Source organism: Arachnia propionica (assembly GCF_900637725.1).
Classification (GTDB): domain Bacteria; phylum Actinomycetota; class Actinomycetes; order Propionibacteriales; family Propionibacteriaceae; genus Arachnia; species Arachnia propionica.
In genome coordinates this window covers 1,246,921-1,271,650 of sequence record NZ_LR134406.1, presented here as the reverse complement: position 1 = coordinate 1,271,650, position 24,730 = coordinate 1,246,921, and the positions used below count along the sequence as shown (strand labels likewise).

At 67.5% G+C, this 24,730-nt stretch carries 17 protein-coding genes; 8 read left to right on the top strand and 9 right to left on the bottom strand.

The window, feature by feature from the left end; translation table 11 throughout:
* Positions 1-36: 36 nt before the first annotated feature.
* The 6 genes from EL272_RS05425 to EL272_RS05400 form a co-directional block, all read right to left on the bottom strand.
* Complete coding sequence (locus tag EL272_RS05425) at positions 37-1,185, bottom strand: VWA domain-containing protein (protein WP_061787117.1); 1,149 nt, start codon at positions 1,183-1,185, stop codon at positions 37-39.
* Positions 1,182-3,320 carry a DUF5682 family protein gene (locus EL272_RS05420; protein ID WP_061787118.1) on the bottom strand — a complete coding sequence of 713 codons (2,139 nt, stop codon included), beginning with the start codon at positions 3,318-3,320 and terminating at the stop codon, positions 1,182-1,184. The genes EL272_RS05425 and EL272_RS05420 overlap by 4 nt, the downstream gene beginning before the upstream one ends.
* Positions 3,321-3,333: 13 nt before the next feature.
* Positions 3,334-4,419 carry an AAA family ATPase gene (locus tag EL272_RS05415; RefSeq protein ID WP_014846212.1) on the bottom strand — a complete coding sequence of 362 codons (1,086 nt, stop codon included), beginning with the start codon at positions 4,417-4,419 and terminating at the stop codon, positions 3,334-3,336.
* Positions 4,416-5,867 carry a DUF5691 domain-containing protein gene (locus EL272_RS05410; RefSeq protein WP_061787119.1) on the bottom strand — a complete coding sequence of 484 codons (1,452 nt, stop codon included), beginning with the start codon at positions 5,865-5,867 and terminating at the stop codon, positions 4,416-4,418. The genes EL272_RS05415 and EL272_RS05410 overlap by 4 nt, the downstream gene beginning before the upstream one ends.
* Positions 5,864-7,162: an SWIM zinc finger family protein gene (locus EL272_RS05405; protein ID WP_061787120.1), complete on the bottom strand. Its 1,299-nt coding sequence runs from the start codon at positions 7,160-7,162 to the stop codon at positions 5,864-5,866. Before EL272_RS05405 ends, EL272_RS05410 begins: the two co-directional genes overlap by 4 nt.
* Before the next feature lie 163 nt (positions 7,163-7,325).
* Complete coding sequence (locus EL272_RS05400) at positions 7,326-7,694, bottom strand: MDR/zinc-dependent alcohol dehydrogenase-like family protein (protein ID WP_082793776.1); 369 nt, start codon at positions 7,692-7,694, stop codon at positions 7,326-7,328.
* Between the two features lie 168 nt (positions 7,695-7,862).
* On the opposite strand from EL272_RS05400, the gene EL272_RS05395 reads away from it, so the two are divergent.
* A complete protein-coding gene (locus tag EL272_RS05395) occupies positions 7,863-10,394 on the top strand; it encodes a DEAD/DEAH box helicase (protein WP_061787122.1) in 2,532 nt (843 codons plus the stop codon).
* Here EL272_RS05395 and EL272_RS05390 read toward each other — a convergent pair.
* Positions 10,375-11,241 carry a GNAT family N-acetyltransferase gene (locus EL272_RS05390; RefSeq protein ID WP_082793777.1) on the bottom strand — a complete coding sequence of 289 codons (867 nt, stop codon included), beginning with the start codon at positions 11,239-11,241 and terminating at the stop codon, positions 10,375-10,377. The two genes, EL272_RS05395 and EL272_RS05390, sit on opposite strands and share 20 nt — an antisense overlap.
* 112 nt (positions 11,242-11,353) lie before the next feature.
* Between EL272_RS05390 and EL272_RS05385 the strand changes: the two genes are divergently transcribed.
* The 7 genes from EL272_RS05385 to EL272_RS05355 all read left to right on the top strand — a co-directional run bounded on the left by EL272_RS05385 (position 11,354) and on the right by EL272_RS05355 (position 22,210).
* Positions 11,354-12,064, top strand: a complete 711-nt coding sequence (locus tag EL272_RS05385) for a hypothetical protein (protein WP_051014956.1) — start codon at positions 11,354-11,356, stop codon at positions 12,062-12,064.
* A 127-nt stretch (positions 12,065-12,191) separates the two neighbouring features.
* Positions 12,192-14,027: a glycerophosphodiester phosphodiesterase family protein gene (locus EL272_RS05380; protein ID WP_123823775.1), complete on the top strand. Its 1,836-nt coding sequence runs from the start codon at positions 12,192-12,194 to the stop codon at positions 14,025-14,027.
* Between the two features lie 60 nt (positions 14,028-14,087).
* Entirely contained in the window at positions 14,088-15,836 is a 1,749-nt protein-coding gene (locus EL272_RS05375) for a DEAD/DEAH box helicase (protein ID WP_061787123.1), read from the top strand.
* Between the two features lie 132 nt (positions 15,837-15,968).
* Entirely contained in the window at positions 15,969-16,769 is an 801-nt protein-coding gene (locus EL272_RS05370) for a purine-nucleoside phosphorylase (RefSeq protein WP_061787124.1), read from the top strand.
* Positions 16,766-18,412 carry a phospho-sugar mutase gene (locus EL272_RS05365; RefSeq protein ID WP_061787125.1) on the top strand — a complete coding sequence of 549 codons (1,647 nt, stop codon included), beginning with the start codon at positions 16,766-16,768 and terminating at the stop codon, positions 18,410-18,412. Before EL272_RS05370 ends, EL272_RS05365 begins: the two co-directional genes overlap by 4 nt.
* 61 nt (positions 18,413-18,473) lie before the next feature.
* Entirely contained in the window at positions 18,474-20,330 is a 1,857-nt protein-coding gene (locus EL272_RS05360) for a DUF2207 domain-containing protein (protein ID WP_244926119.1), read from the top strand.
* A 50-nt stretch (positions 20,331-20,380) separates the two neighbouring features.
* Positions 20,381-22,210: a DUF2207 domain-containing protein gene (locus EL272_RS05355; RefSeq protein WP_244926118.1), complete on the top strand. Its 1,830-nt coding sequence runs from the start codon at positions 20,381-20,383 to the stop codon at positions 22,208-22,210.
* An 87-nt stretch (positions 22,211-22,297) separates the two neighbouring features.
* On the opposite strand, the gene metG is transcribed toward EL272_RS05355, so the two are convergent.
* Both metG and EL272_RS05345 read right to left on the bottom strand, forming a co-directional pair.
* Complete coding sequence (gene metG, locus EL272_RS05350) at positions 22,298-24,085, bottom strand: methionine--tRNA ligase (protein WP_061787128.1); 1,788 nt, start codon at positions 24,083-24,085, stop codon at positions 22,298-22,300.
* 43 nt (positions 24,086-24,128) lie between these two features.
* Positions 24,129-24,728, bottom strand: a complete 600-nt coding sequence (locus EL272_RS05345; RefSeq protein ID WP_014846198.1) for a hypothetical protein — start codon at positions 24,726-24,728, stop codon at positions 24,129-24,131.
* Between the last annotated feature and the right edge of the window lie 2 nt (positions 24,729-24,730).

Here is a 24,730-nt window from a genome sequence, read left to right as displayed (position 1 = left end):
CCGTCCGGGATCCACGACACGGGTCCCGAGCCTTCCCTACACCTTCGCGGCTTTTTCCGCGGAGGCCCAGCCCGCCAGGTCGCCCCTGTTGATCGCGAGGGCGATCAACTCCGGGAAGGCGTCGGGGGTGCAGGCGAATGACGGGATTCCCATGGCGGCCAGGCTGCCAGCCACGTCGTGGTTGTAGCCGGGGGTGCCGTCGTCGTCGAGGGCCAGCAGGGTCACCATCGTGACGCCCTGCCGCTGGAACTGGCCCATCCGCCGCAGCATCTGTTCGGGGTTGAAGTCGTAGAGGTCGCTGATGAGGACCATCACTGTCTCGCGGGGGCGCTGCACCAGGTGTTCGCAGTACGCGAGGGCCTTGCTGGTGTCCGTGCCGCCACCGAGTTGGGTGCCGAAGATGACGTCGACGGGGTCGCTGAGCTGATCGGTGAGGTCCACGACCGATGTGTCGTAGACCACGAGGCGAGTTTTCACCGCCTTGATGGAGGCCAGCACGGCCGCGAAGATACTGGCGTAGACCACTGACGTCGCCATGGAACCCGACTGGTCGACCACCAGCACGATCTCCCGCTGGAAACCGGTCTGTTTGCGGCCGTAGCCGACGAGGCGCTCGGGCACTACGGTGTTCAGTTCGGGAAGGTAGTTACCCAGGTTCGCCGCGATCGTTCGTGACCAATTGATGTCGTTCAGGCGGGGCCGGTTGGTGCGGGCGGCCCGGTTCAGCGCGCCCCGGACCGCTTGCTGCACCTTGTCGGCGAGTTTCTCCTCCACCTGCTTGACCACCCGGGCCACGACCTCGCGGGCGCTGGCCCTGGCCTTCTGCGGCATGACCCGTCCCAGGCCGGCCAGGGTGGCCACCAGGTGCACGTCGGCCTCGACGGTCTCAAGCATCTCCGGTTCCAGCAGCAGCTGCTTGAGACCCAGCCGGTCGATGGCATCGGCCTGCATCACCTGCACCACCCGCGACGGGAAATAGGTGCGGATGTCACCGAGCCACCGCGCCACCCTCGGTGCCGAGGCACCGAGCCCGGCATGTCGTTTCTGTCCGTCGCCGCTCTGGTTGTCGTAGAGGGCGGCCAGGGCGGCATCCATGGCGGCATCCTGCCGGGACAGGGTTTCTTCGGTGCCCTCCGGGGCGGTCCCCAGAAGCAGCCGCCAGCGCCGGTTGCGTTCGTCGTTCATCGTGCGCTCTCCAGAATCTCGTCGACGGTTGCGAGCACCGCCGCGAACTCGGTCAGGTCCAGTTCCTCCTCGGCCACCGGACAGGCTCCGTCGAGGTTCGCGACCTTCCCCGCCAGGGCCTGCCGTTCGGGCCGTTCCCAGCCGCCGAAAGCCCGCCGGACCACCGGGAGCACGTCGGTGAACGATTCATCCGACAACCCCATCACCCAGGTGTCAAACACCTTCAGCAGGGCCGGGGAGTGGAGCAGCAGCAACGAGCTGCCCGACAGCACCCCCTCGGCCCAGGCCGCCTGCTCACCCGGCGCGTGGCCTCCCGACAGGGCCAGCGACAGCCGCTGCTGCACCTCGTCGACTCCCAGGTCACCGCCGTCGAACAGCAGCCTGACTAGGCGTCCTGCCAGCAGACCGGGAAGGTCGTGGCGATCGGCTGCGGCCAGCAGCGTGTTCCGCCACAGCTGTTGGGCTTGTTCTCCGAGCAGCCCGACTGCGGCGTTCGCCTTGTCGATCAGCCTCCGGTACCGGTCGGCTGCTTCCGGCGCCAACCCGCCCAGGGCAACGGGAAAACCCGCGCAGGCGCGCCCCAGGAGGGCCGCGACCACATCCCCCAGGCGCCCGGTGTCGGTGCCGCGCACGTCACCGTAGCGATACGCCTGCACGAGATCGGGAAGCGCCTCCAGCAGCCGCGCGACGTCGGTCTCGGCCGCCGCCCGGACGTCCAGGAGCCGCAGCAGTTCGGGCATGGCCGCGGGCAGGTCGGCGGCCAGCGCCCCGTTCACGCCCCGAGTCACCCCGGCCAAGTCGCCGACATCGTCCAGCAGCCGGGCCGCCGCGGCAGCCTCAACGGTGTTGCCCCAGCGCGACGCGTCCACCACGGCGATGGAGAGTTCCGGTTCCCACAGCAGACGCCAGGTTTCCTTGAAGGTGCCGGTGCCGGAACTTCCTGCGGGTGTGCCCCAGTCGATGCCGAGGATCCTCAGGCGCCTGAGGAAACAGGATCTGGCAAGACCGCTCTCCTTGCGCAGGTCGAGGTCGAGCTCCTTCTCAGCGGCCTCCTGTTTTAGCCTGAGCCGCCGCGCGGTCGCCGTTAGGTCCGCGTCGAACGGGGTGCGGGGCACGTCGTCAGGCACCTCCCCGAGCAGTTCACCGACGATCGCCTCCCGGGTGACCAGGTCGAGGGCCAGGTCGCTTCCCTCGCACAGCACCGCCAGGGTGGCCTCCTGTACCTCGGACAGCCCGGGCATGGGACGGCCGCGCAGCACTGCGAGGGCATCGGCCAGCCGGATGCCCTCGATGACGTGTGCGGACGAGGTGGGCAGGTCGTGTTCACGCAGCACGGCGCCGACGTGGGTCAGCCAGCGTTCAACGGGACGGTCGGGGGCGGCGAACAGGTGGTGGTACCAGCCGGGGGAACGAACCCCGGCCCCGTAACCGGAGGAGGCGGCCAGCCTGCCGTGGGACCACGGCACCCAGGTGAGTTGGGTTTTCACCTTCGGCAGCTGTTTCAGCAGCGCGTTGTCGTCGGCCACCTTCACCTTCGCGGTCAGCGCCGGGACGTGATAGGCCCCGCACACCACCGCGATCTTCTCGTGGGCGCGTTTCGCCGTTCGCAGCGCCTTGCGCATGTGTGCCTCGCGCAGCAGGGTCTCCTCGTCGTCGCCACCGTTCTCGCGGACTGCGGCCATGGCCTCTGCGATCACATCGAAGACGTTCTCGTCGCGCTGCTCGACGAGGTCCTCCCACCAACGTTCCGGATCGTCGTACCCGGCGGCCCCGGCCAGCAGGCCCAGCGGATCCGATTCCACCGTGCGTTCCTCCCTGGAGCGGGCGAGGCCGAGCGAGCTGGGAAGGTCGATGAACGACGCGGCCCGGGAGTTGCGGGCGGCCCAGTCGAGGGCCTGCCATTCGGGTGAGAAGGTGGCGAACGGCCAGAACGCGGCCCGGGATGGCTCGCCGATCACCCACGCCAGCAGCGCTACCGGGGGTTTCAGACCGGCCACGTGGGAGACCATCGCGTCGGCGTCCGCGGGTCCCTCGATGAGGATCGCATCGGGGGCGAAGTCGTCGAGGGCGCGCAGCAGCGACCGGGCCGATCCCGGTCCGTGATGACGGATCCCGTAGATCCGGATCTCGCTCATGGACGGTCCTCGATCACCGCGCCACCTGGCGGCAGGCCCGGTAGAAATCCTTCCAGCCGGCGCGTTCCCGCACCACCGTCTGGAGATACTCCTGCCAGATCACCTGGTCGGCCACCGGATCCTTCACAACCGCTCCGACGATGCCCGCCGCGACATCCTCGGCGCGCAGCACACCGTCGCCGAAGTGCGCGGCCAGCGCCAGCCCGTTGGTCACCACCGAGATCGCCTCGGCGGCGCTGAGGGTGGCGGACGGGGTTTTCAGGGAGGTTTTGTTGTCCTCGGTGTGTCCCTGCCGCAGTTCCCGGAAGACCGTCACGACGCGCCGGATCTCGGCGATCGCGTCGGTGGCCTCGGGCAGCTCCAGGGAACGTCCCAGTTCGGCGACACGCTTGGTGACGATCCTGAGTTCCTCCTCGGCGCTCGAGGGCAGCGGCAGCACGACGGTGTTGAAACGGCGCCGCAGCGCGCTGGAGAGGTCGTTGACGCCGCGGTCCCGGTCGTTGGCGGTGGCGATCAGGTTGAACCCGGCGCGGGCCTGCACCTCCATGCCCAGCTCCGGCACGGGCAACGTCTTCTCGCTGAGGGTGGTGATCATGCCGTCCTGGACATCAGATGGCATCCGGGTGAGTTCCTCGACCCGGGCGATGGCGCCACGCCCCATCGCGGTCATGATCGGCGAGGGCACCAGCGCCGCCTCCGAGGGTCCCTCCGCGAGCAGGCGGGCGTAGTTCCAGCCGTAGCGCACGGCCTCCTCGGCGGTGCCCGCGGTGCCCTGCACCAGCAGCGTCGAGTCGCCCGAGACCGCCGCCGCCAGGTGCTCGGAGACCCACGACTTGGCGGTGCCCGGCACGCCCAGCAGCAGCAGCGCCCGGTCGGTGGCGAGCGTGGCCACTGCGACCTCGATCAGCCGCTGGTTGCCCACGTATTTCGGGGTGATCTGTGTGCCGTCGGGCAGGGTTGCGCCCATCAGGTACTGAACCACCGCCCAGGGCGAGAGCCGCCAGTTAGCCGGGCGCGGTTTGTCGTCGATCTTCGCCAGGGCGTCGAGTTCGTGGGCGAAGGCCTGTTCGGCGTGTGGGCGAAGCACGGTCTCGGTCATCTGGGCTCCTTGGTGTGGGCGATGGATTCGTGGATGCTCTGGCGCAGGGTCAGGGCGGCGACGGCGTCGCGTACGGCGCGCCGACCGGGCTGGGGAATGTCGGGGTCCCCGTTGAGTGCTGTGATGCGGGGCAGCAGTGCGGGAATGTCCCGGGGATCGGTCGAGAACGCCAGGAGTTGGGTTGCGGCCTGGTGGACACCGGACTTGGCTTTCACGCAGGCCCGGATGCCGTCCAGAACGGCACCGGCCGCCCCGGGGCCGAGACGCAGCTCGTCCTGTTGCTGCAACCGGTGACACAGATCAGGGAATTGCTTGGGTGCGGTGTTGTGGATCGCATCTGCCAGGAAGGCGTCGCGGGTCGCGGGGGGCAGGAGCAGCGCGAGGGCCGGTTCGGGATGCTCATCGAGCAGCTCACGGGCGGCATCGGCATCACCCCAGCGGAGCACGGCGCTGGTCAGGGCCGGGAAGAGCGGAACCGGCTCGTCGTCCAGCAGCACACCGGGGGCGAGTTCGCGGACGCTGAGCCCCAGCTCCGCCCAGCATTTCGGCGGTACCACCGCGACGAGGTGCTGCACCCGCCCGGCGGGGCCCTTGACGCCGCTGATCGATGCGACAACGGCGTGGAGGTCGGCTGCCAGTTCCTTCTCGGGCGGTGCGACGGCGACGATGGAACGTTTCGGGGTACGCAGTTTCCCGAGCAGCCCCTTCCGGGGTTTCTCCACCCGGGTGAAGCTGGCGCGGGCCAGCCCGACCGCGCGGGCCAGGTAGGCCGAACCCTCGAGCTGGGCCAGCAGCCCCGCCGCGACCCCCGCAACCGTCTTGGAGCGGTCCTTCAGGAACCGCTCCAGCAGTTCCTCGTCTTCCGGTCCCAGACCCACTTCCAGGGCCGCGATGATCTGGGCCCGGTCCGCCGCCTTCTCCTTCCGGGTCTGTTCGACCAGTTCCCGTCCTGCAGCGGAATCGGCGGCGCGCAGGTGTCGCAGCCACGCGAGGCGCTCGGGGAGGTTTCCCTCGTCCCAGTCCGACGGTTCCGGTCCGGCCACGGCCCGGCCCCTCAGCCAGGCGTCGCCGAGCCCCACCAGCCAGCGGCCCCTAGAACCCAGCACCGCGGGAAGCCGGGCCGCGATGTGCCGGTTGCCCTCGGCTATCTCGAGCAGCGGGACGATGAGCCGGGTGGGCAGCACCAGTCCCGCTTCGGCGAGAAGCTCCAACGCCTCGAGCAGGATCGGGTCGCGCATGGCCGGGGGACGGGCGCGAACCGCGTTCATCGTGGTGACGAACGCGCTCGGGGGCTGGTTGGGTTCCTGCGCCGGCGCGGGCGAGCACACCGCCAGCTCTCGGGTGGGAACATGGGCGCGGTGCACGCAGGCCTGCCGGGCTGCGTGGTCGAGAAGATCCGGTTCGGGGCCACCCACCAGGGAAACGGCGATGAGCTGGGCGGGTTTCACAGTGGGTACACCGTCGCTTCCTGCAGATAGGCGATGGGTCGTAGGCCGTCGGCACCGAGTTCACCGAACACGGTGGCAGGGGTGGCGCCCAGCTCGGCGAGCAGGCGCCAGTGGTCGGTGGTGTTGCCGGTCAGGGGCACTGCCCGCCCCGCGACCAGCCACGCCCCGTCGTCCCAGGCCAGCGACCCGTGGATGGCCACCGGCCAGGCCTCGCACCATGGATCGGCGGCCACCGCTTCACGGAACCCGGCGACGGCGGTTGCGACATCATCGCCCACGATGTCCCAGCCGTCCACCCGCCGGGACTCGGCGCGCCGGGCCCCGACTACCGCCCTCAGCCGGGGCCGCCCGGGGTGGAAGTGGAGGTCGGCGTCGATCTCGGAACCCGGATAGAGGCCGGTGTCGAAGCCGTCACCGGCCCGGGCGAAGAAAAGCACGAGAGCACGGGTGCCGGTGTCGCGGCCCCACAGCCAGACGCGCCGCACGCTGACCTGTTCCTCATCGGCATCGCGCATGCCCAGCACCACCCAGCGGTCCTTGATGCCGGGGGTCGCGAGCACGTCCTCGGTGCGGGTGCTCAACCCGATGCGGGATCGCACGGTTGCCACGAGATCACCGGGTAGTTTCTCACGTCCGGCCCATGCCCGGGCCAGGAGGTGCAGGGAACCGTACTCGTCAACGACGCGGGTGGGCCAGTCGCCCGACGACGGCTGGGCGGCGAGTTCCCGGAGCCGGGATGCGACGCCCGGGGCCTGCGCATCGACCATGCGCGCCGCCATGTGTTCCAGGCGCCGCGACCGTTCCCCGGCGTGGGTGGCCAGGCCCTCCCGGAGCTGGTCGGCCAGGAAACGATCGAGCTCGGCCAGGCCGTCGGTGATCCTCCCCTCGCGTTGCGCGGCCCTTTTGGCTGCGGCCGCCCGTTGTTCCTCGGTTCGTTGTCTCGGCTCGGTTTTCCTGGCAGCGCGGGCCTCGCGCGCATCCGCCCACTGGGAAGCGAACTCGGCCACCTCACCGGATTCGGAAACCCGGCCCTGGGCCCACAGGAACAGCAGGGCGAGGGCGTGCTTGCAGGGAAACTTGCGGCTGGGGCAGGAGCACTTGTAAGCGGGTGAGGCCACGTCGACGCTCACCCGGTACGGTGTCCTTCCCGACCCCTGGCAGGCGCCCCACAACAGATCCCCCTGGAATCCGATCTCGGACCACGGGCCCGGGGTGGCGAGTTTGCGGCCCGCCTTGATCGACGAGGCATCGGGGGCGGCTGCTTCGACCCGATCCACTGTCCACGGTTCACCCATGGGTCCAGAGAGTAACGGGCCCCACCGACACGAAACCTCCCGGGAATTGACCGGGATCAACGCTCCTTCGGCGGAAGGAGGAGCAGGAGGGCCCCGTTCCCGTGGGATGTTCGCCTCGTCCCCTCGGGGTCCGGGACAACCGAGGCCTTGGTTCGTCCGGCGTTCACAGGACCACCACCGATCGCAGGACCTCGCCCTGCTCCATCCGGTCGGAGGCCCGCTCCACCTCGTCCAGGGCGATCTTCTCACTGACGAAGGCGTCGGGCAGCGGGATCCGGGGCACCTTCTCGTCCGGGGTGGGCACCCCGACCAGCACGACGTTCTCGCCGCGCCTCATCTCCCCGATGTTGATGGCGGCCCCGAGTCCCGCCGTCACACCGCAACCCAGCAACCCCACCGCGGCCGGGCGCTCCTCGGAATCGACCTTGGTGCACTGCCCGGAGTGGACAAGGGTTTTCTCGGTGAAGGCACCGATCCCGAGCGCCGCGGGAGCACCCTGTGACATTGCATTCAGGCCACGCACTGTTTCCATGTCCTCGAGGCTATGCAGGGATCCGGTACCGTAAACCCCCCTGCGCCGGGTTCACAGGGAACCCACAGCCCGGGGATGCCGGTTCCCGGGAGCGCGAATCGCGGTTCCGGCTTCGGGAAGTAACGCACGACTCCCCTTCTTCGGCTTCGTGGGAGAATCGGAGACGTCATGACGAACCTCAGCGATCTCCTGCCCCGGGATCCCTCCCCCGATGCCCTCCTCGATGTCTTCACCGAGTGGGTGGAGTCCTCGGGCATTTCGCTGTACCCGCACCAGGAGGAGTCGCTGCTGGCGGTTCTCGCGGGAGACAACGTCATCGTCACCACCCCCACGGGCTCCGGGAAGTCATTGATCGCGCTCGGCGCCCACTTCGCGGCCCTGGCGGAGGGTCGCCGCACCTGGTACACCGCCCCCATCAAGGCCCTCGTGAACGAGAAGTTCTTCGCCCTGTGCGAAGCGTTCGGGGCCGAGCGGGTCGGAATGGTCACGGGGGATGCCTCGGTCAACGCCGACGCCCCCATCGTCTGCTGCACCGCCGAGATCCTGGCCAACCTGGCGTTGCGGGAGGGGCGCGGCGCCGATGCCGGGCAGGTGGTGATGGACGAGTTCCACTTCCTCGCCGAACCGGAACGCGGCTGGGCGTGGCAGGTTCCGCTGGTGGAACTCCCCCAGGCGCAGTTCGTGATCATGTCGGCAACCCTCGGGGACGTGACGGCACTTGCCGATGACCTGACCCGGCGCACCGGACGCGAAACGGCCGTGATCGGCGGGGCGACCCGTCCCGTCCCGCTCACCTATCGCTGGTCGCTGGCGCCGCTTCACGAGACCATCGCGGAGATCGTCGAAACCCACCAGGCGCCCGTCTACATCGTCCACCCCACCCAGGGGGCGGCCGTCGAGCAGGCGACGGCCCTGCTCAGCCAGGGAGTGGTGCGCAAGGCCGGTGCCGCTGTTCCGGAGGAGTTGAAGCAGGCCATCTCGGGGTTTCCGTTCGCCGGTGGTTTCGGGGCGACGCTGTCCAAGCTGCTGCGCGGCGGGATCGGGGTTCACCACGCCGGGATGCTGCCGCGTTACCGGCGTCTGGTGGAGCAGCTGGCCCAGCGCGGGTTGCTGGCGGTGATCTGTGGCACCGACACCCTGGGGGTCGGCATCAACGTTCCCATCCGCACCGTGCTGTTCAGTTCCCTGACGAAGTTCGATGGCCGGCGCCAGCGGGTGCTGCGCAGCCGCGAGTTCCACCAGATCGCGGGCCGCGCGGGCCGCGCCGGTTTCGATTCCATCGGTAACGTGGTGGCCCAGGCCCCCGAGCACGAGGTGGAGAACGCCCGGATCCTGGCCAAACACCAGGGAGACGAGAAGAAACTGCGGTCGGTGCGGCGCAAGAAACCACCGGAGGGTTTCGTCAACTACACGCAGGCCACCTTCACCAAACTGATCGATTCGTCCCCGGAGCAGCTGCACGCCCGGATGAGGATCAGCCACGCCCTGCTGCTGAACCTGTTGCAGCGGGACGAGGAGACCGGCGTCGCGGTCGCCCGCCTGATCGACTCCACCAACCCGGAGCCGAAGGCACGCCGCGCCATGCTGCGCCGCGCCGCCGGGCTCGGCCGGTCGTTGCTGCGGGCCGAGGTGATCACCCGACTGCCCGAACCCACCCCCGGCGGTCGCCGCTACCGGTTGAACGTCGACCTGCAGCGTGACTTCGCGCTGAACCAGCCCCTGTCGGCCTTCGCCCTGGCGGTGGTCGAGACCCTCGACCCCGGCTCCCCCGACTACGCCCTCGACGTGGTCTCCGTGATCGAGGCGACCCTGGAGGATCCCCGGGTGGTGTTGCTTGCCCAACAGTTCAGGGCGCGCGGCCAGGCGGTCGCGGAGATGAAGGCCGACGGCTGGGACTACGAGGAACGCATGGAGGCCCTGGAGGAGATCACCTGGCCCCAGCCCCTGGCCGAACTGCTGGAGCAGGCCCACATCGAGTACTCGGTGGCGCATCCCTGGCTGTCGGAGACCCCGGTCAGCCCGAAGTCGGTGGTGCGGGACATGTACGCCCAGGGAATGACCTTCGGCGAGTACGTGGCCCACTACAAGCTGCAGCGCACCGAGGGGTTGTTGCTGCGCTACCTCACCGACGCCTACCGGGCGTTGCGGCAGAGCATTCCCGAGGGGCTGCGCACCGGCGAGCTGGAGGACCTGATCGCCTGGCTCGGTGAGATAACCAGGTTGGTGGACTCGTCGCTGCTGGACGAGTGGAACGAGCTCGCCGCCCTGGCCGGGGTTCCCGTGGAGCAGCGGGCCGAGGTGGCTCCCCCGGCACGGCCCGTCACGGGCAACGAACGCGCCTTCAGGGTGATGGTGCGAAACGCCATGTGGCGGCGTGTGGAGCTGTGTGCCGACGACGACGTGGACGGTTTGACCGCCCTGACCAGCGGAGATCCCATGACCCGGCAGCGTTGGGACGATGCCTTGGGCGACTACTGGGACGAGCACGAGGACATCGGCGTCGGCGCGGATGCGCGCGGCCCCGCGTTCTTCGTCGTCGAACCGAGACGGGGCGGCAGGCTCTGGGAGGTGCGTCAGATCATCGACGACCCCGCGGGCAACCGCGACTGGTCCATCTTCGCCACCGTCGATCTCGACGCCTGCGACGAGGCCGGGGAGCTCGTGCTGCGCACCCTGGACTTCAGCCGACTGGATGGTTGAGCAGGGGCAGGATCCGCTCGGTGAACAGGGGTGCCCATCCGGGTTCCGGGGAGGCCGGGTCCACGAAACGGGCCTCCTCGATCTCGGACCGCGGAGCCGGGAGCCGGTCGAGGGACTCGGGTGCGCGGAAGACGTCGGCGAGAACGACGGTGCCGGTCTCGTTGGCGGCCGCGGCACGATGCCTTCCCAGAGGCAGCAGCCCCTCCGGGTCGAGCTCCAGCCCCAGCTCCTCACGCAACTCGCGGACAGCGCACTGCTCCGGGGTTTCCCCCGGTTCGGGTTTCCCACCCGGGTTGAGGAAGGCGTCGGTGCCGCGTTTGCGGACCATCAGCACCCGGCCCGTCGTGTCCGTGAGGACCACGGCGCTGACCCGGATCTCCCCCGGCCTTCGCATCCTCGTGTGCGGGATGCCCGCCTCCGGGTACTCCGGACCCACCGGCTCGAATCCGAATTCACGGTAGAGCGGAACCACGTGGCTCTGCGAGTGGATCACGATCGGCTGTCCGCCGAAGCGTCCCAGCACGGCCGCAACCAGTGCGCGCGCCAGGCCGTCGCCGCGCCTGTCGGCCCTGACGGCCACCCTTCCGAAGGACCGGGTCGCCTCCAGTTCAGGTTCGCCGAGCAGCACCGTGCGCAGATATCCCGCACAACCGGTTTCGTCGGGGATCCACCAGTGGAGGGTCTCGGGATGCCTGTCGAGGTCGTCGAGGTCGGGAATGTCGATGCGTTGCTCCACGAAGAACACCTCGGATCTCAAGGACACGATCTCGAAGAACTCATCCCGGGTCAGTTCTTCCCAGTTCCTGACCTGTATCGAGGTTTCCACGATGCCACCCGCTCCCTTCATCCCACCATGGGAAACCCGCGGGAACCGCCCGGCCCCCGTTTTGGTGGTGTGACGTAACCTGAGGGTACAGGGCGCTTTCTAGGAGTGATTTGCCGTGAGCCTTGGTGGCTTGATGATCATGATGATTGTGGCCGGGATGATCTTCCTGGCTCTCAGGGGTTCGCGCGCGTTGAACAGGGGTCAGCAGCCGCAGCAACTCGGCGCGGGACCGGTGCGATACGGCGAAACCCCCCTCGGGGACGCGGCACGTGCTTCCCTGGATGCCGACATCACGCGTTTCGGCGACGAGTTGCGCGATCTCGACCTGGACGTGGTCGGCCTCGAATTGAGCGAGGAGGCCCGGGCGAACTACTCGGAGGCCCTCGACGCCTACGAGAACGCCAAGCAGGCCATGAACCAGGCGCGCTACGAATCCGACGCCACCGCCATCGCCCACATCCTCGAGGAAGGGCGCTACGCGATGGCCTGTGTGAAGTCCCGCGCCCAGGGCCAACCGGTGCCGGAACGCCGCCCGCCGTGCTTCTTCGACCCGGCTCACGGACCCTCCACCAGGAACGTCACCTGGGCTCCCCCCGGCGGCGCGCCACGCGAGGTCCCGGCCTGCGCGCTCGACGCGGCCCGCGTAACATCCGGGGCGGACCCGCACATCCGTATGGTCCAGCAGGGCTACCAAGCGGTTCCCTACTGGCAGGATCAGGGGCACGCCGCCTACGCGCGTGGTTACTACGAACCCTACGGGCTGGATCCGGTGGTCCAGGGACTGGCGAAGGGTGCGTTGCTGTTCGGTGGGTTCTCCCTCCTGATGGGGCTCCTCGACGACTGACCCGTTCGGCACCGGTTTTCCGGGGCCGGCAGCCCCATGAACCCGGGGACGCATGGGCCTGCCCGGTGGCGGGAGGCCCGGCCATGCGGAAAAATGAGGCACTCGTCCGATGAGGTAGGCGGTGCACGTGTTCAGGGAACTTCGAGAGGGGATCGGTGGATTCCTGCGATCCGCCGGCCTCATGTTCCGGTATCTGATCGTCACGAGCATCCTCCAGGCCACGGTCCTCTTTCCCCTGTTCTGGTGGGCCGCAAAGTACCTGTTCGCGATGCGGGGCCTGGTGTCCCTGAACAACGCCAACGCGAGCCGGTTCCTGCTCTCCACCCCGGGGGCGCTGTTCATCCTGCTCGCCCTGACGATGGTGTTGTTGACGACCCTGCTGGAGGTCGGCGGGTTCGTGAAGCTGAGCGCCATCGCGATCGGGAGCGACACAAAACCCTCCTACCTCACCGTCATCGGCAGTATCCTCCGTTCCCTGTTCAAGATCGCCGGACCGGGCCTGGTCCTTCTCCTGCCGTTCGCGCTGGTGGTGCTGCCGTTGACGGGTTCGGCACTGAACCCGAGTTTCTTCACCAAGTTTCGCATTCCGAATTTCATCACCGCCGCCATTTTCGCCAATCCCCTGTACGCCGTCGCCTACTGGTGCCTCGTGGCCCTGATGTACGTCGCGGCCCTGATGATCGTCTTTGTCTTCCACTTCATGCTGCTCGGTGATCTCAAGACCCTCGCCGCAATCAGAGCGAGCATTCGCCTGATGAAACCGAACGTGCTGCGTTTCGCAGCCTTCATGTTTCTCGCGATCCTGTTCTTCGCCATCTTCGCCGCGCTCATCATCGGAGCGGTCGCCGGCCTCCATCTCCTGAGCATGATGGCTGTCCCGGAGGGTGCCACCGCCCTCGCGACCTTCGTCGGTTCCGTTTTCGTGATATTGCTGGCCCTGGTGGTCGGCCTGATGGCCAGTTTCGTGGTGCCGCTGGAGTTGTACCTGCTCACCAACCGCTACTACGCCTTCCTGCGGAAATTGCCCGATTCCGATCCGCTCAGGCCGCTGGCCGATGTCGTGCCCACCATGCCCTCCAAGAAACGCCCGAGTCTCCTCGACCGCGCCCTGGGGCACCGGGTCGCACTCAGTTTTCTCGTCGCGGCGTTCGTGGTCGGCATCGCTGGTCTCTTCACCATCACCGCCGACGAATTGACGGCCGCACCCGACATCGCCGTGGTGGGGCACCGTGGCGGACCGGAGGACACCGCGGTGGAGAACAGCATGGAGGCGGTCGAGCAGTCGATCACCGCCGGGGCCGGTTACGTCGAGATGGACATCCAGCGCACCCGGGACGGCCAGTACGTGGTCTTCCATGACGAGAATTTCTCGCGGTTCACCCATGAACGCCGCGCAGTTCACGAAATGACGTTGGCCGAGATCCGGGAGCTGGATCTCGGCGAGAAATCGAATGGTAGGTTCAGCAACGTCAGGGTGCCCACTCTGGAGGAACTTCTGGAGAGAACCCGCGGGCGCATCGGGATCTTCCTCGAGCTCAAGGGCCGCAGCGCCGACCAGCAGATGGTCGACGATGCCGTGGCGGCCGTGAAACGCCACGACATGCTGGACCGCGTGGTGGTGATATCGCTCAAGTACGAGTTGATCACCGGAATTGAGGAACGCCACCCCGAGGTGACGAGCGGTTTCATCTATTTCCTATCTTTCGGGGACACCGCGCACCTGGTCGGCGACTACTTGATCCTTGAGGAGGACGCCGCCACCAGTGACACGATCACGCAGATCCACGAGGCCGGTAAACGCGCTGCAGTCTGGACCGTCAACACTGAGGAATCAATGCAGAAATTCGTCAACTGGCCGGTGGATGCCGTGATCACCGACCGGGTCCGGCAGTGGCAGGCCGTCGCGGCGGAACGCCGACGGGCCGCTCCGCTGGATGTGCTGATGAGTGAGCTCATCGAGTAGGAGGCTCCGGCGCCGTGGCGCCGGAGGATGCCGCGGCGCTGGGGTACGCTTCGGGGCCGTATGACTTCCTCCGCGTTCGAACACCTCTCCCCCGCGTTCCCACAGCGCGCCGCCTGGGGCACCGCGCAGAGTCTCCGGGCCTGGCAGGTGGCCGCCCTCGAGCTGTACGCGACCACCCAGCCCCGCGACTTCCTGTGCGTGGCCACCCCCGGGGCGGGCAAGACGACCTTCGCGTTGCGTGTCGCCCATCAGCTGTTGCACACCCGGACCGTGAAACGCGTCGTGGTGGTGACCCCCACCGAGCACCTCAAGACGCAGTGGGCCGATGCCGCGGCCCGGGTCGGTATTCACCTGGATCCGGGCACCGGAGGGGTGAGGCGGGGACGCTCCAGGCAGTTCGACGGATCGGTGGTGACCTACGCGGGGGTTTCCCTGCGTGCCTACGCCTACGAGGCACTGTGCAACCAGGTTTCCACGCTGGTGATCTTCGACGAGATCCATCACGCGGGCGACACCAAGAGCTGGGGAGACGGCATCCTGCAGGGTTTCTCCGAGGCCACCCGCCGCCTGGCACTAACCGGCACCCCGTTCCGCTCCGATGACAGCCCGATCCCATTCGTGACCTATGAGGAATCCGAGTCGGGGGTCAGGATCTCGCGGGCCGACTACACCTACGGCTACCGGGAGGCTCTGGCGGACCACGTGGTGCGGCCCGTGATCTTCATGAACTACGGCGGGCAGATGCGTTGGCGGATGCGCTCCGGGGAGGTGCTCGACGCCGAACTGGGAACGATGCTCACCAAGGACCTGACCGCCCACGCCTGGCGCACCGCCCTGTCGCCGACGGGCGAGTGGATCCCCGCCGTGCTGCGGGCCGCTGACCAGCGCCTGACGCAGGTGCGTCGCGCCATCCCCGACGCGGGCGGCCTGGTGATAGCCACCAATCAGACCGTGGCGCGCGCCTACGCGAAGATCCTGACCGGGATCACGGGGAAACGCCCCACCGTGATCCTCTCCGACGATGCCAGGGCCGGCGGGAGGATCGAGGAGTTCGCCGCGGGCCAGGATCGCTGGATGGTGGCGGTCCGGATGGTCTCGGAGGGGGTGGACGTGCCACGGTTGGCGGTCGGGGTCTATGCGACGTCCACCTCGACTCCGTTGTTCTTCGCCCAGGCGGTGGGCAGGTTCGTGCGTTCAAGGCGGCGCGGCGAGGTGGCGACGGTGTTCCTGCCCACCGTGCCGATCCTGCTGGCCCACGCCGCGACGCTGGAAAAGCAACGCGACCACGTGCTGGGACGCCCCCGCTCCGGGGAAACCGACATCTGGGCGGAGACGGAGGCCCTCATCGATGCGGCCAACCGCGAAGAAACGGCCTCCGATGACCTCTTGGGCGAGTTCGAGGCCCTCGAATCCCAGGCCACCTTCGACCACGTGCTGTTCGACTCCCAGGCCTTCGGGATGCACGCCGAACCCACCTCGCAGGACGAACTCGACTACCTGGGGCTGCCCGGTCTCCTGGAACCCGACCAGGTGAGCACCCTCCTGGCCGAGCGGCAACGTCGCCAGCTCAGGCGACGCGAACGCAGGGACCCGAAGTCACAACCGGAGGTGCCGCTGCACCGGGCACTCGCGAACCAGCGCAAGGAACTCAACTCCCTGGTGGCCCAGCTGGCCCGCCTGGAACAGCGCCCCCACAGCCATGTCCACGCCGACCTGCGCCGCGAGTGCGGCGGCCCGCCGTTGGCCCAGGCGACGACCGAACAGGTTGCCGAACGCATCGCCCGAGCGAGGGCCTGGCTCAGGCGCTGATCGCCGGCACCGTACCGTACTCCCCGTCCTCGGGGCATCCCCGGGCGCGGCCGGGCCTGCGACCAGTCAGCGGGCCCGGCTGACACGGCCGGGAGTCGCGTCTTTCGGCTCGCCCGCCACTACGCTTGGGGCATGAGCGATGACCCCAAGAAAATGGCGCGCGAAGCAGTCGAGTTCCTCTACTCCCGTTTCGACGTGGACCGCATCGACCTGGCGCTGGTGCTGGGTTCCGGCTGGTCCGCCGGGGCCGATCAGTTGGGTGAAGGACTCGGCGAGATCACGCTCGGCGCGGTGCCGGGTTTCCGCAAACCCGTCGTGAAGGGGCACGGTGGTGTCCTCAAACTGGTCCGAACCGCGGGCGGCAGGACTGCCGCGGTCCTGACGGGCCGCACCCACTACTACGAGGGCCGGGGGGTCGACCCGGTGGTCCACGGGGTGCGCACCGTCGCCGCCTGGGGAGCCTCCACTCTGGTTCTCACCAACGGTTGCGGCGGGTTGAACCCGGCGTGGGCGCCGGGCACCGTCGTCCTGATCCGCGACCACATCAACCTGACCGGGGCCACCCCGTTGCGGGGAGCGACCTTCGTAGACATGACCGAGGCGTACTCGGGTCGGCTGCGCGACCTGGCCTGCACCGTTGCCCCGGAACTGCCCGAGGGCGTCTACGTGCAGTTCCGCGGCCCCCAGTACGAAACCCCCGCTGAGGTGCGAATGGCGGGACTGCTGGGGGGAGATCTGGTCGGGATGTCGACCGCGCTTGAGACCATCGCCGCCCGAGAGGCCGGGCTGGAGGTGCTGGGACTCTCCTTGGTGACCAACGCCGCCGCGGGCCTGGCGGAGGCGGGACTCGACCACGCCGAAGTGCTGCAGGCCGGGCGCGATGCCGGTCCGCGGCTGGCCTCGTTGCTGGCGGGAATAGTGGGTGTGTTGTGACCGCCCGGGATGCAGCCCGCTCCTGGCTGGCCGCCGACCCCGACCCGGACACCCGCGCCGAGCTCGAGGAGCTGCTGGGGGCGGCCGATTCCGGGGATCCGGGAGCCTCGGAGATCATTGAGGATGCCTTCAGCGGCCCGTTGGTCTTCGGCACGGCCGGGCTCAGGGGCCGGATGGGGGCCGGACCGAACCGCATGAACCGCCTGGTGGTTGCCCAGGCCGCGATTGGCTTGGCCGACTGGCTGGAGGAACACGGCCACGCCGGCGGGCAGGTGCTGGTCGGCCACGACGCCCGCCACAAGTCCGAGGAGTTCGCCCGCGACACCGCGGAGATCCTGGCCGGGGCAGGTTTCAAGGTGCTGCTCACGGGAACACCCGTCCCAACCCCCCTGGTTTCCTTCGGTATCCGCCGATACGGCTGCGTCGCGGGGATCGTCGTGACGGCCTCCCACAACCCGGCCGCCGACAACGGCTACAAGGTCTATCTCGGTGACGGGTCGCAGATCATCCCGCCGACGGACACACAGATCGCCGCCCGCATCGCCGCCCACCCCGTCGATTCCCTCGCCCGGCTTCCGCGCAGCGACTCGTACAAGGTGATGTGTGACCAGATCACCCGCGACTACGTGGCCCGGGGCGCCGGTCTCGTCCCGGAGGGGGCCGCCCGCGAGATCACCTGGGTGCACACCGCGATGCACGGTGTGGGGGCCCGCACCCTCCGGGAACTGACCAGAGCGGCGGGGTTCCCTCCCGCCCACGAGGTTCCCGAACAGGCCGAACCGGATCCGGACTTCCCCACTGTCGCCTTCCCGAACCCGGAGGAACCGGGTGCGATCGACATGGCCCTGGCGCTGGCCGGGAGAACCGGGGCCGATCTGGTGGTGGCGAATGACCCCGACGCCGACAGGTGCGCGGTCGCCGCTGTCGTCGACGACCGGTGGCGGATGCTGACGGGCGACGAGCTGGGCCTGCTGCTCGCGGACCACATGATCCGGCGAGGCGCGAAGGGGGTACTGGCCAGTTCGGTGGTCTCCTCCGGCGCCCTCGCCGCACTGGCCGCCGCGAGGGGACGAGATCACGTCACCACCCTCACGGGTTTCAAGTGGATCGGGAGGGTTCCGGATCTCGCCTTCGGCTACGAGGAAGCCATCGGCTACTGCTGTGATCCCGGAGCGGTCCCGGACAAGGACGGCCTGACCGCGGCTCTGATGGTTCTCGAACTGGCCGCCGGGTTGCGGGCCGAGGGTCTCACCCTGGCTGACCGGTTGGACGAGCTGACCGCCGAGCTGGGGCTCCACGCCACGTCCCAGTTGGCGATCCGCGTCAGTGATCTCTCCCTGATCGCCGACGCCATGGCCAGACTGCGCGAGAACCCACCCACGTCCCTCCTGCACGCGCCCGTCTCCTACCGCGACCTGACGGAGGGCACGTCCGGTCTTCCCCCGACCGACGCGGTGGAGCTGTCCGGCGACGAGGTGCACGTGGTGGTGCGCCCGTCCGGAACCGAACCGAAGTTGAAGTGCTACCTGGAGGTGCGGCTCACGCCCGAGAGGTCCCGGGCCGGCGCGGCCGCCAGACTGGCCGCCGAGATCCGGATGATGGCGCTTCGGGGGCAGATGCAGTCCGTTCTCGGTCTGGGCTGAGGGATTCCACGAACCCCGGGGCGCGGTCCGTCTGCACCCGGAGACCTCTACTCTGGGAACCATGCGTAGGTTGTTCAGGGGGTTGTTCCTCGTCATCACGGTGGTTCTCGTGGGACTGACGAACAGCCCACAGGCATGGGCCAAGGAGTCGGCTCCGGTCAACTGGTGGAAAGTGAACGTCAACCTCACCAGCGACGGGGTGGCCCACGTCGAGGCCGAACTGGAAATGGATTTCTCCAAGGTCAATGGACGGGGACCCGTTTTCGCCTTCACCGAGAAACAGCGGACCGGCAACGAGGGTGAATGGTTGAATTTCGGAATCTCCAACATTCAGGTGAGTTCCCCCAGCGGCGCCAACTCCGAGACGCAGATCACCCGCGATAATGGAACGATAGGCGTTCGAGTGGGCGAGAAGAATACCACGTATTCCACCCCGCAGACCTACCGGATCAGCTACGAAGTCACCGGTTTGATTGCCACCAACCACGCGGTGAGCGGACTGGACGAATTCAACTGGAACGTCATTAACGGCTGGGAGTCGGAGATCAAGAATTTCCAGGTCACCGTCACCGGCCCGGCGGCAATCTCAAAGGTCGCCTGCTGGCAGACCAAAAAACTGCACACACCCTGCGAATCAAATTCCAGCGACGCCAGCGCCTCATACACGGTGGATAGGATTCCGGCAGGCGATCCGGTCCAGGTGGTCGCGGGATTCCCTGCCGGCACCTTTCCCGGGGTCACCCAGAAGGTGACGAAGGACCCCACCCTCTCGGAGCTCCTCTCCGAGACGTACTCGCTTACCCCGGCCACGGGGATCACCACCACGCTGCTCGGGGCGGGGGCCGTGGCGGGGTTGTTGTCGATGAGGAACCGGAAAGCCCGCGACGAGGTGTTTCTCGGCCTCACCCCGGGACTGACCCCGGCCGCCGGAGCCGCCTCCGAGGTGGGCAAACGCCGCGGCAAGGTGAACGTCGCCGTCGCCTTCCAGCCGCCCAAGGGCACCCTTCCGGGAGAGATCGGCACCCTTACCGACGCCACCGCGGATTCCGTGGACATCTCCGCGACCATCGTCGATCTGGCCGTCCGCGGCTATCTAGTGATGACCGCCCTCCCCGACGGGGATCACCAGCTGACCCGCAGCAAAAAGAAACTCAAGGACCTCGCGGGCTACGAGAAACAGCTCATGGTCGACATCTTCAAGGCCGGCAAGACGGTCACCCTGGATCAGCTTCGGCACAAACGCTACGCCGGGACGCAGAGCAGGGCGCGAAACAACCTCTACAAGCGGGTGATCTCACGCAAGTGGTTCCGCGACAACCCGCAAAAAGCACGCAAATCCGCGCTCAAACTGGGGATTTCCCTCACCGTCGCGGGGCTGGTGGGCAGCCTGCTCGTCGGAGCGGTGACGGGTTGGGGGCTGATTCTCCTGCCGGTCGCGCTGTTCGGCATCGGGCTGATCTTCTTGGCCCACCGGTTCGGGGCCCGCACGGCCCAGGGTTCCGCGGTGCTCGCCCAGGCGCGAGGTTTCGAACTGTACCTGCGTACCGCGGAGAAGGAGCAACTGCGATTCGAGGAGGGCGTCGACATCTTCAGCCGCTACCTTCCCTATGCCATGATCTTCGGCATCGTCGACCGCTGGACGAAGCTGTTCGCCAAACTCGGGAACGAAGGCAGTTACCAGGTCGACACGTCTTGGTATCAGGGAATGGACCTGTATCACTCGACGGGCATGTTCTACACGAACCTGAACAGTTTCTCCCACGACTTCTCACGTTCCCTGTCGTACGCCACCTTCGCCGAGAAGGCGGCCCAGATGGCTCAATCAGCGCAGTCCTCCTCAAGCGGTTCCTCCGGTGACTCAGGCTTCTCCGGGGGCGGCGGGTTCTCCGGCGGCGGTTTCAGCGGAGGTTCCTGGTGACCGGACGGGGTCAGTTGCGCATGAAACGACACGGATTGCAAGGACTGCTGGTGTTGGCCATTGTCCTGCTGACGGCCTTCCTGGCCGCGCCTCAGGCGTGGGCCGACGAATCGGCCCCCATAAACCACTGGAACGTGGACGTCAACCTGTCGCTGGACGGGGTGGCGCACGTGAACGCCGAACTCGAGATGGACTTCTCCAAAACCTTCGGGCGCGGCCCGGTTTTCGTCCTGCCCACCCGGCAGCCGGGAGGGGAAGACGGCCAGTTCTACCGCTACGAGATCTCCGGCATCCGCGTCAGCTCCCCCACGGCCCCGGACCAGATCCACACCACCACGGATAAAGAAGGCAACATCCAGGTCCGGGTCGGTGACGCGAACCGGTACCTTCACGAAAAGCACACCTACCAGATCAGCTACACCGTGACCGGTTTGATCGCCCCGAACCATCCGAAGAGCCACCTCGACGAGTTCAACTGGAACGTCATCGGCAACTGGCGGGGCAGGATCAACAACTTCAAGGTCAAGGTCACCGGCCCCGAGGACGTGTCGAAGGCCGCCTGCTGGACCGGAAACAACTACAAGCAGTCCTGCACATCCGGCAGCAGCGGGAAAACAGCCACCTACAGCCTTCCCTCGGTCAGTCCCGGAACGCCCGTGCAGGTGGTGGCGGGATTCCCGGCAGGCACCTTCCCCGGGGCGAAGCAGAACGTGGAATACCGAAGGACCCTGAGCAACGCCTTCTCGTTGACGCCGATCACAGGGGCGGCGACTCTTGTGACGACCGCCGGGGCTGCTTTCGCCATCGTCAAGATCCGCAACCGGTACGCGCGGGACGAGGCCTACCTCGGGGTGACTCCCGGTCTGAGCCCACACGCCGATCAGAAGGAGCACATCGGTTTTCTCCCGGACGACCTGAACGTCGCGGTCCAGTTCCATCCCCCGAAGAACGCCACCCCGGGCGAGATCGGTACCCTGATGGACGCGAACGCCGACTTCATCGATGTCTCCTCCTCTATCATCGACCTTGCGGTTCGCGGCTACCTGGTGATCACGGCGCAGAAGGACGGCGATCACCTGCTCACCCGAACCGAGAAGGACCAGAGGGAACTCGCCTACTACGAGAGGAAGCTGCTGTCGAGGCTTTTCCAGTCGGGCGATGAGGTCACCCTGAAGGAACTCGGCGACGAGAAATACGATGGTCTGGATTCCGAGATCCGGGAGCTTCTCTATCAGCGGGTGGCGGAGCTCGGTTGGTTCCGTGAAAACCCGAAATCCATGCGCTGGTCCGGGATAGCCGCCGGGTTTTTCATCATCGCCGCGGGATGCCTGCTCTCCCTGGTCCTCGGTTACGGCATCGGCTGGGGCCTGGTGTGTCTTCCCGTCGCGGCTGTCGGTATCGCGGTGCTCATGATGTCCGGAAAGTTCGGGAAACGCACGGCCAAGGGATCAGCTGCCCTGATCCAGGCGCGTGGTTTCGAACTCTATCTGCGCACCGCCGAGGCGGACAAGTTGCGCTTCGAGGAAGGCGTTGACATCTTCAGCCGCTACCTTCCCTACGCCATGATCTTCGGCGTGGCGAGGCGGTGGACGGCGTTGTTCTCCCAGCTCAAACTGACGAACAGGTTCGAAGCCGACACGTCCTGGTACCAAGGGGTCGATCTACACGCCTCGAACAGCGCCTTCTACACCAGGTTCAACAATTTTTGCTACAACTTCTCCGACGCCATGTTCACGGCCCATGAAGCCGCAAGAGCGAGCAGCTACAGTTCGAGTTCCTTCTCCTCGTCCAGCTACACCTCCTCCGGAACCTCGGGAGGTTCCGGGTTCTCGGGCGGCGGCGGGTTCTCCGGTGGCGGCTTCAGCGGCGGATCGTGGTGACGAAAAGGGTGGGCCCGGGATTCCGGGCCCACCCCACGTCGAAACGCTCCGGAAACCGGCGTTCTCGTCGCGGTTCCCCCGCCGCCGCTACGCCCGGATCGGAGCCCAGCTCGGGCCCTCCGTCGCCAGTTTCTCGTCGAGTTTGCGGAACAACGGGCTGGGTTTTGCCAGCGGGGTGCCGGCGACGACAGGGCGGCGTTCCCACACCGCCTGCTGGGCCGCGTAGTCGCCGGTCAGGATCGGATAGGTGATCTCGCCGTCGGTGACCTCCCTGAGTTCCGGCTGGGCCGCCCACACTCCCTGATTGCCGAGTGCCTCGAAGACGGCCTGGGCGGAGTGCGGCAGGTACGGGGTCAACAGGGTGTTGCAGTCGGAGACCACCTGCAGCGCAACGTGCAGCACGGTGTCGCGGCGGGCTGGGTCGTCCTTCAGCTTCCAGGGTTCCTGATCGGACAGGTACTTGTTCGCCAGGGAAACGATCCGCATCGCCTCGGTGATACCGGCCTTGAAACGGCGGGCCGCGATGTGCTCCCCCACGGTCTCGAAGGCCGCGACGGAGGCGTCGAGCAGTTCACGGTCGGCCTCGGTGAGTTCCCCGGCCCGGGGGATCGCGCCATTGTTCTTGTGGGCCATGGAGATGGAACGGTTGACCAGGTTGCCCCATTCGTTGGCCAACTCGAAGTTCACCCGGCGCACGAACTCCTCCCAGGTGAAATCGGTGTCCTGGTTCTCGGGGCCGGCCACCGCGATGAAATACCTGAGCGCATCGGGTCCGAACTCGTCCAGGAAGTCACCTACGAAGATGGAGGCGCCCCTGGAGCTCGACACCTTCGAGCCACGCATGGTCATGAACTCCGACGAGACCACCTCCGTGGGGAGTTGCAGCTCCCCCAGGGCGGGTTTGATCTCGCCGCCGACGGCTCCCTGCCCGTTGGCCCCCAGCAGGATGCCCGGCCAGATGACGGAGTGGAAGACGATGTTGTCCTTGCCCATGAAGTAGAAGCTCTGAGCGGTCTCCTCGTTCCAGAACCTCCGCCAGGCATCCGGGTCGCCGCTGCGCCTGGCCCATTCAATCGAGGCCGACAGGTAGCCGATGACCGCGTCGAACCACACGTAGATGCGTTTCATGGGCGCATCCACCCATCCCTCGAGGGGAACGGGAACCCCCCAGTCGAGGTCGCGGGTGATGGCCCTGGGGCGGATCTTCTCCAGCAGGTTGTGGCTGAACTTCAAGACGTTGGGCCGCCAGTCCTCGCGGGAGTCGAGCCAGGTCGTCAGCTGCTCCGCGACCTTCGGCAGGTCGAGGAAGAAGTGTTCGGTCTCCACGAACCGCGGGGTTTCGCCGTTGATGCGGGAAACCGGGTTGATCAGGTCCGCCGGGTCGAGTTGGTTCCCGCAGTTGTCGCACTGGTCGCCGCGGGCACCGGTGTAGTCGCAGATGGGGCAGGTGCCCTCGATGAAACGGTCGGGCAGGGTGCGTCCCGTTGACGGGGAGATGGCTCCCATCTGGGTCTGGGCGGTGACATAACCGTTGTCGTACAGTGCCTTGAACACCTCCTGCACCACCCGGTAGTGGTTGGGGGTGGTGGTGCGGGTGTAGAGGTCGTAGGACAACCCCAGCCCCTGCAGGTCGGAGGCGATCACCCGGTGGTACTTGTCGGCGCATTCGCGGGCCGTCAAACCCTCGGAGTCGGCCTTCACCTGGATGGCGGTGCCGTGCTCGTCCGATCCGGAGACCATCAGCACGTTGTGTCCCGCCATGCGCATGTAGCGCGCGAAAACGTCCGAGGGGACGCCGAAACCGGACACATGACCGATGTGGCGGGGGCCGTTCGCGTAGGGCCAGGCAACCGCCGCTAGAACGTCAGAACACATGGCCCGCATCCTATCGGGTGTGGACCGGGGCCCGCCTGCTCGCTCAGGCCCGCGCGATCCGGAAACCTCCCCAGCCTCCCCAGGCGGATCCGACCAGCATCAGGATCACCCAACAGGTCCCGACGATGGAGGAAACCAACTCGAACCCGACGAACAGGGGCCACAGCACCAGGTAGAACAGCGCCACCGCGGCACCCCAACCCAGGATGGCGACCCCCACCCCACGCCAACCGTAACCCAGCCAGAGCGCACACCCCAGCATCAGCAGTGCCACGATCGGCAGGCCGTAGAACAGGAACAGCCCCTCGGAATGGCCTCCGTCCCCCAGCCCGACGATCAGCCGGGAAATGCTGCCGACGACCTGCCAGAGCATCGGTAGCCCGACGCTCAACGCGATGAGCATGGGGAACACCCGCCGCCTGGCGTGCCCCAGGGCGACGGCGAACCGCGCCCCCCACAGCCACAGCAGCGGCACCGTCGCCAAGCAGACCAGGAAAAGCACACCGGCCGGTTCCTGGACGTTCTCCCGCCGGAACGTGGCGACCATCGCAATGTCGGCCAGCCACGGAATCACGGGCCACCAGTAGCGCCACGCGAATCGCCCACCAATGGCGGACAGCACCGCACCGACGTCTCCGTTCATCG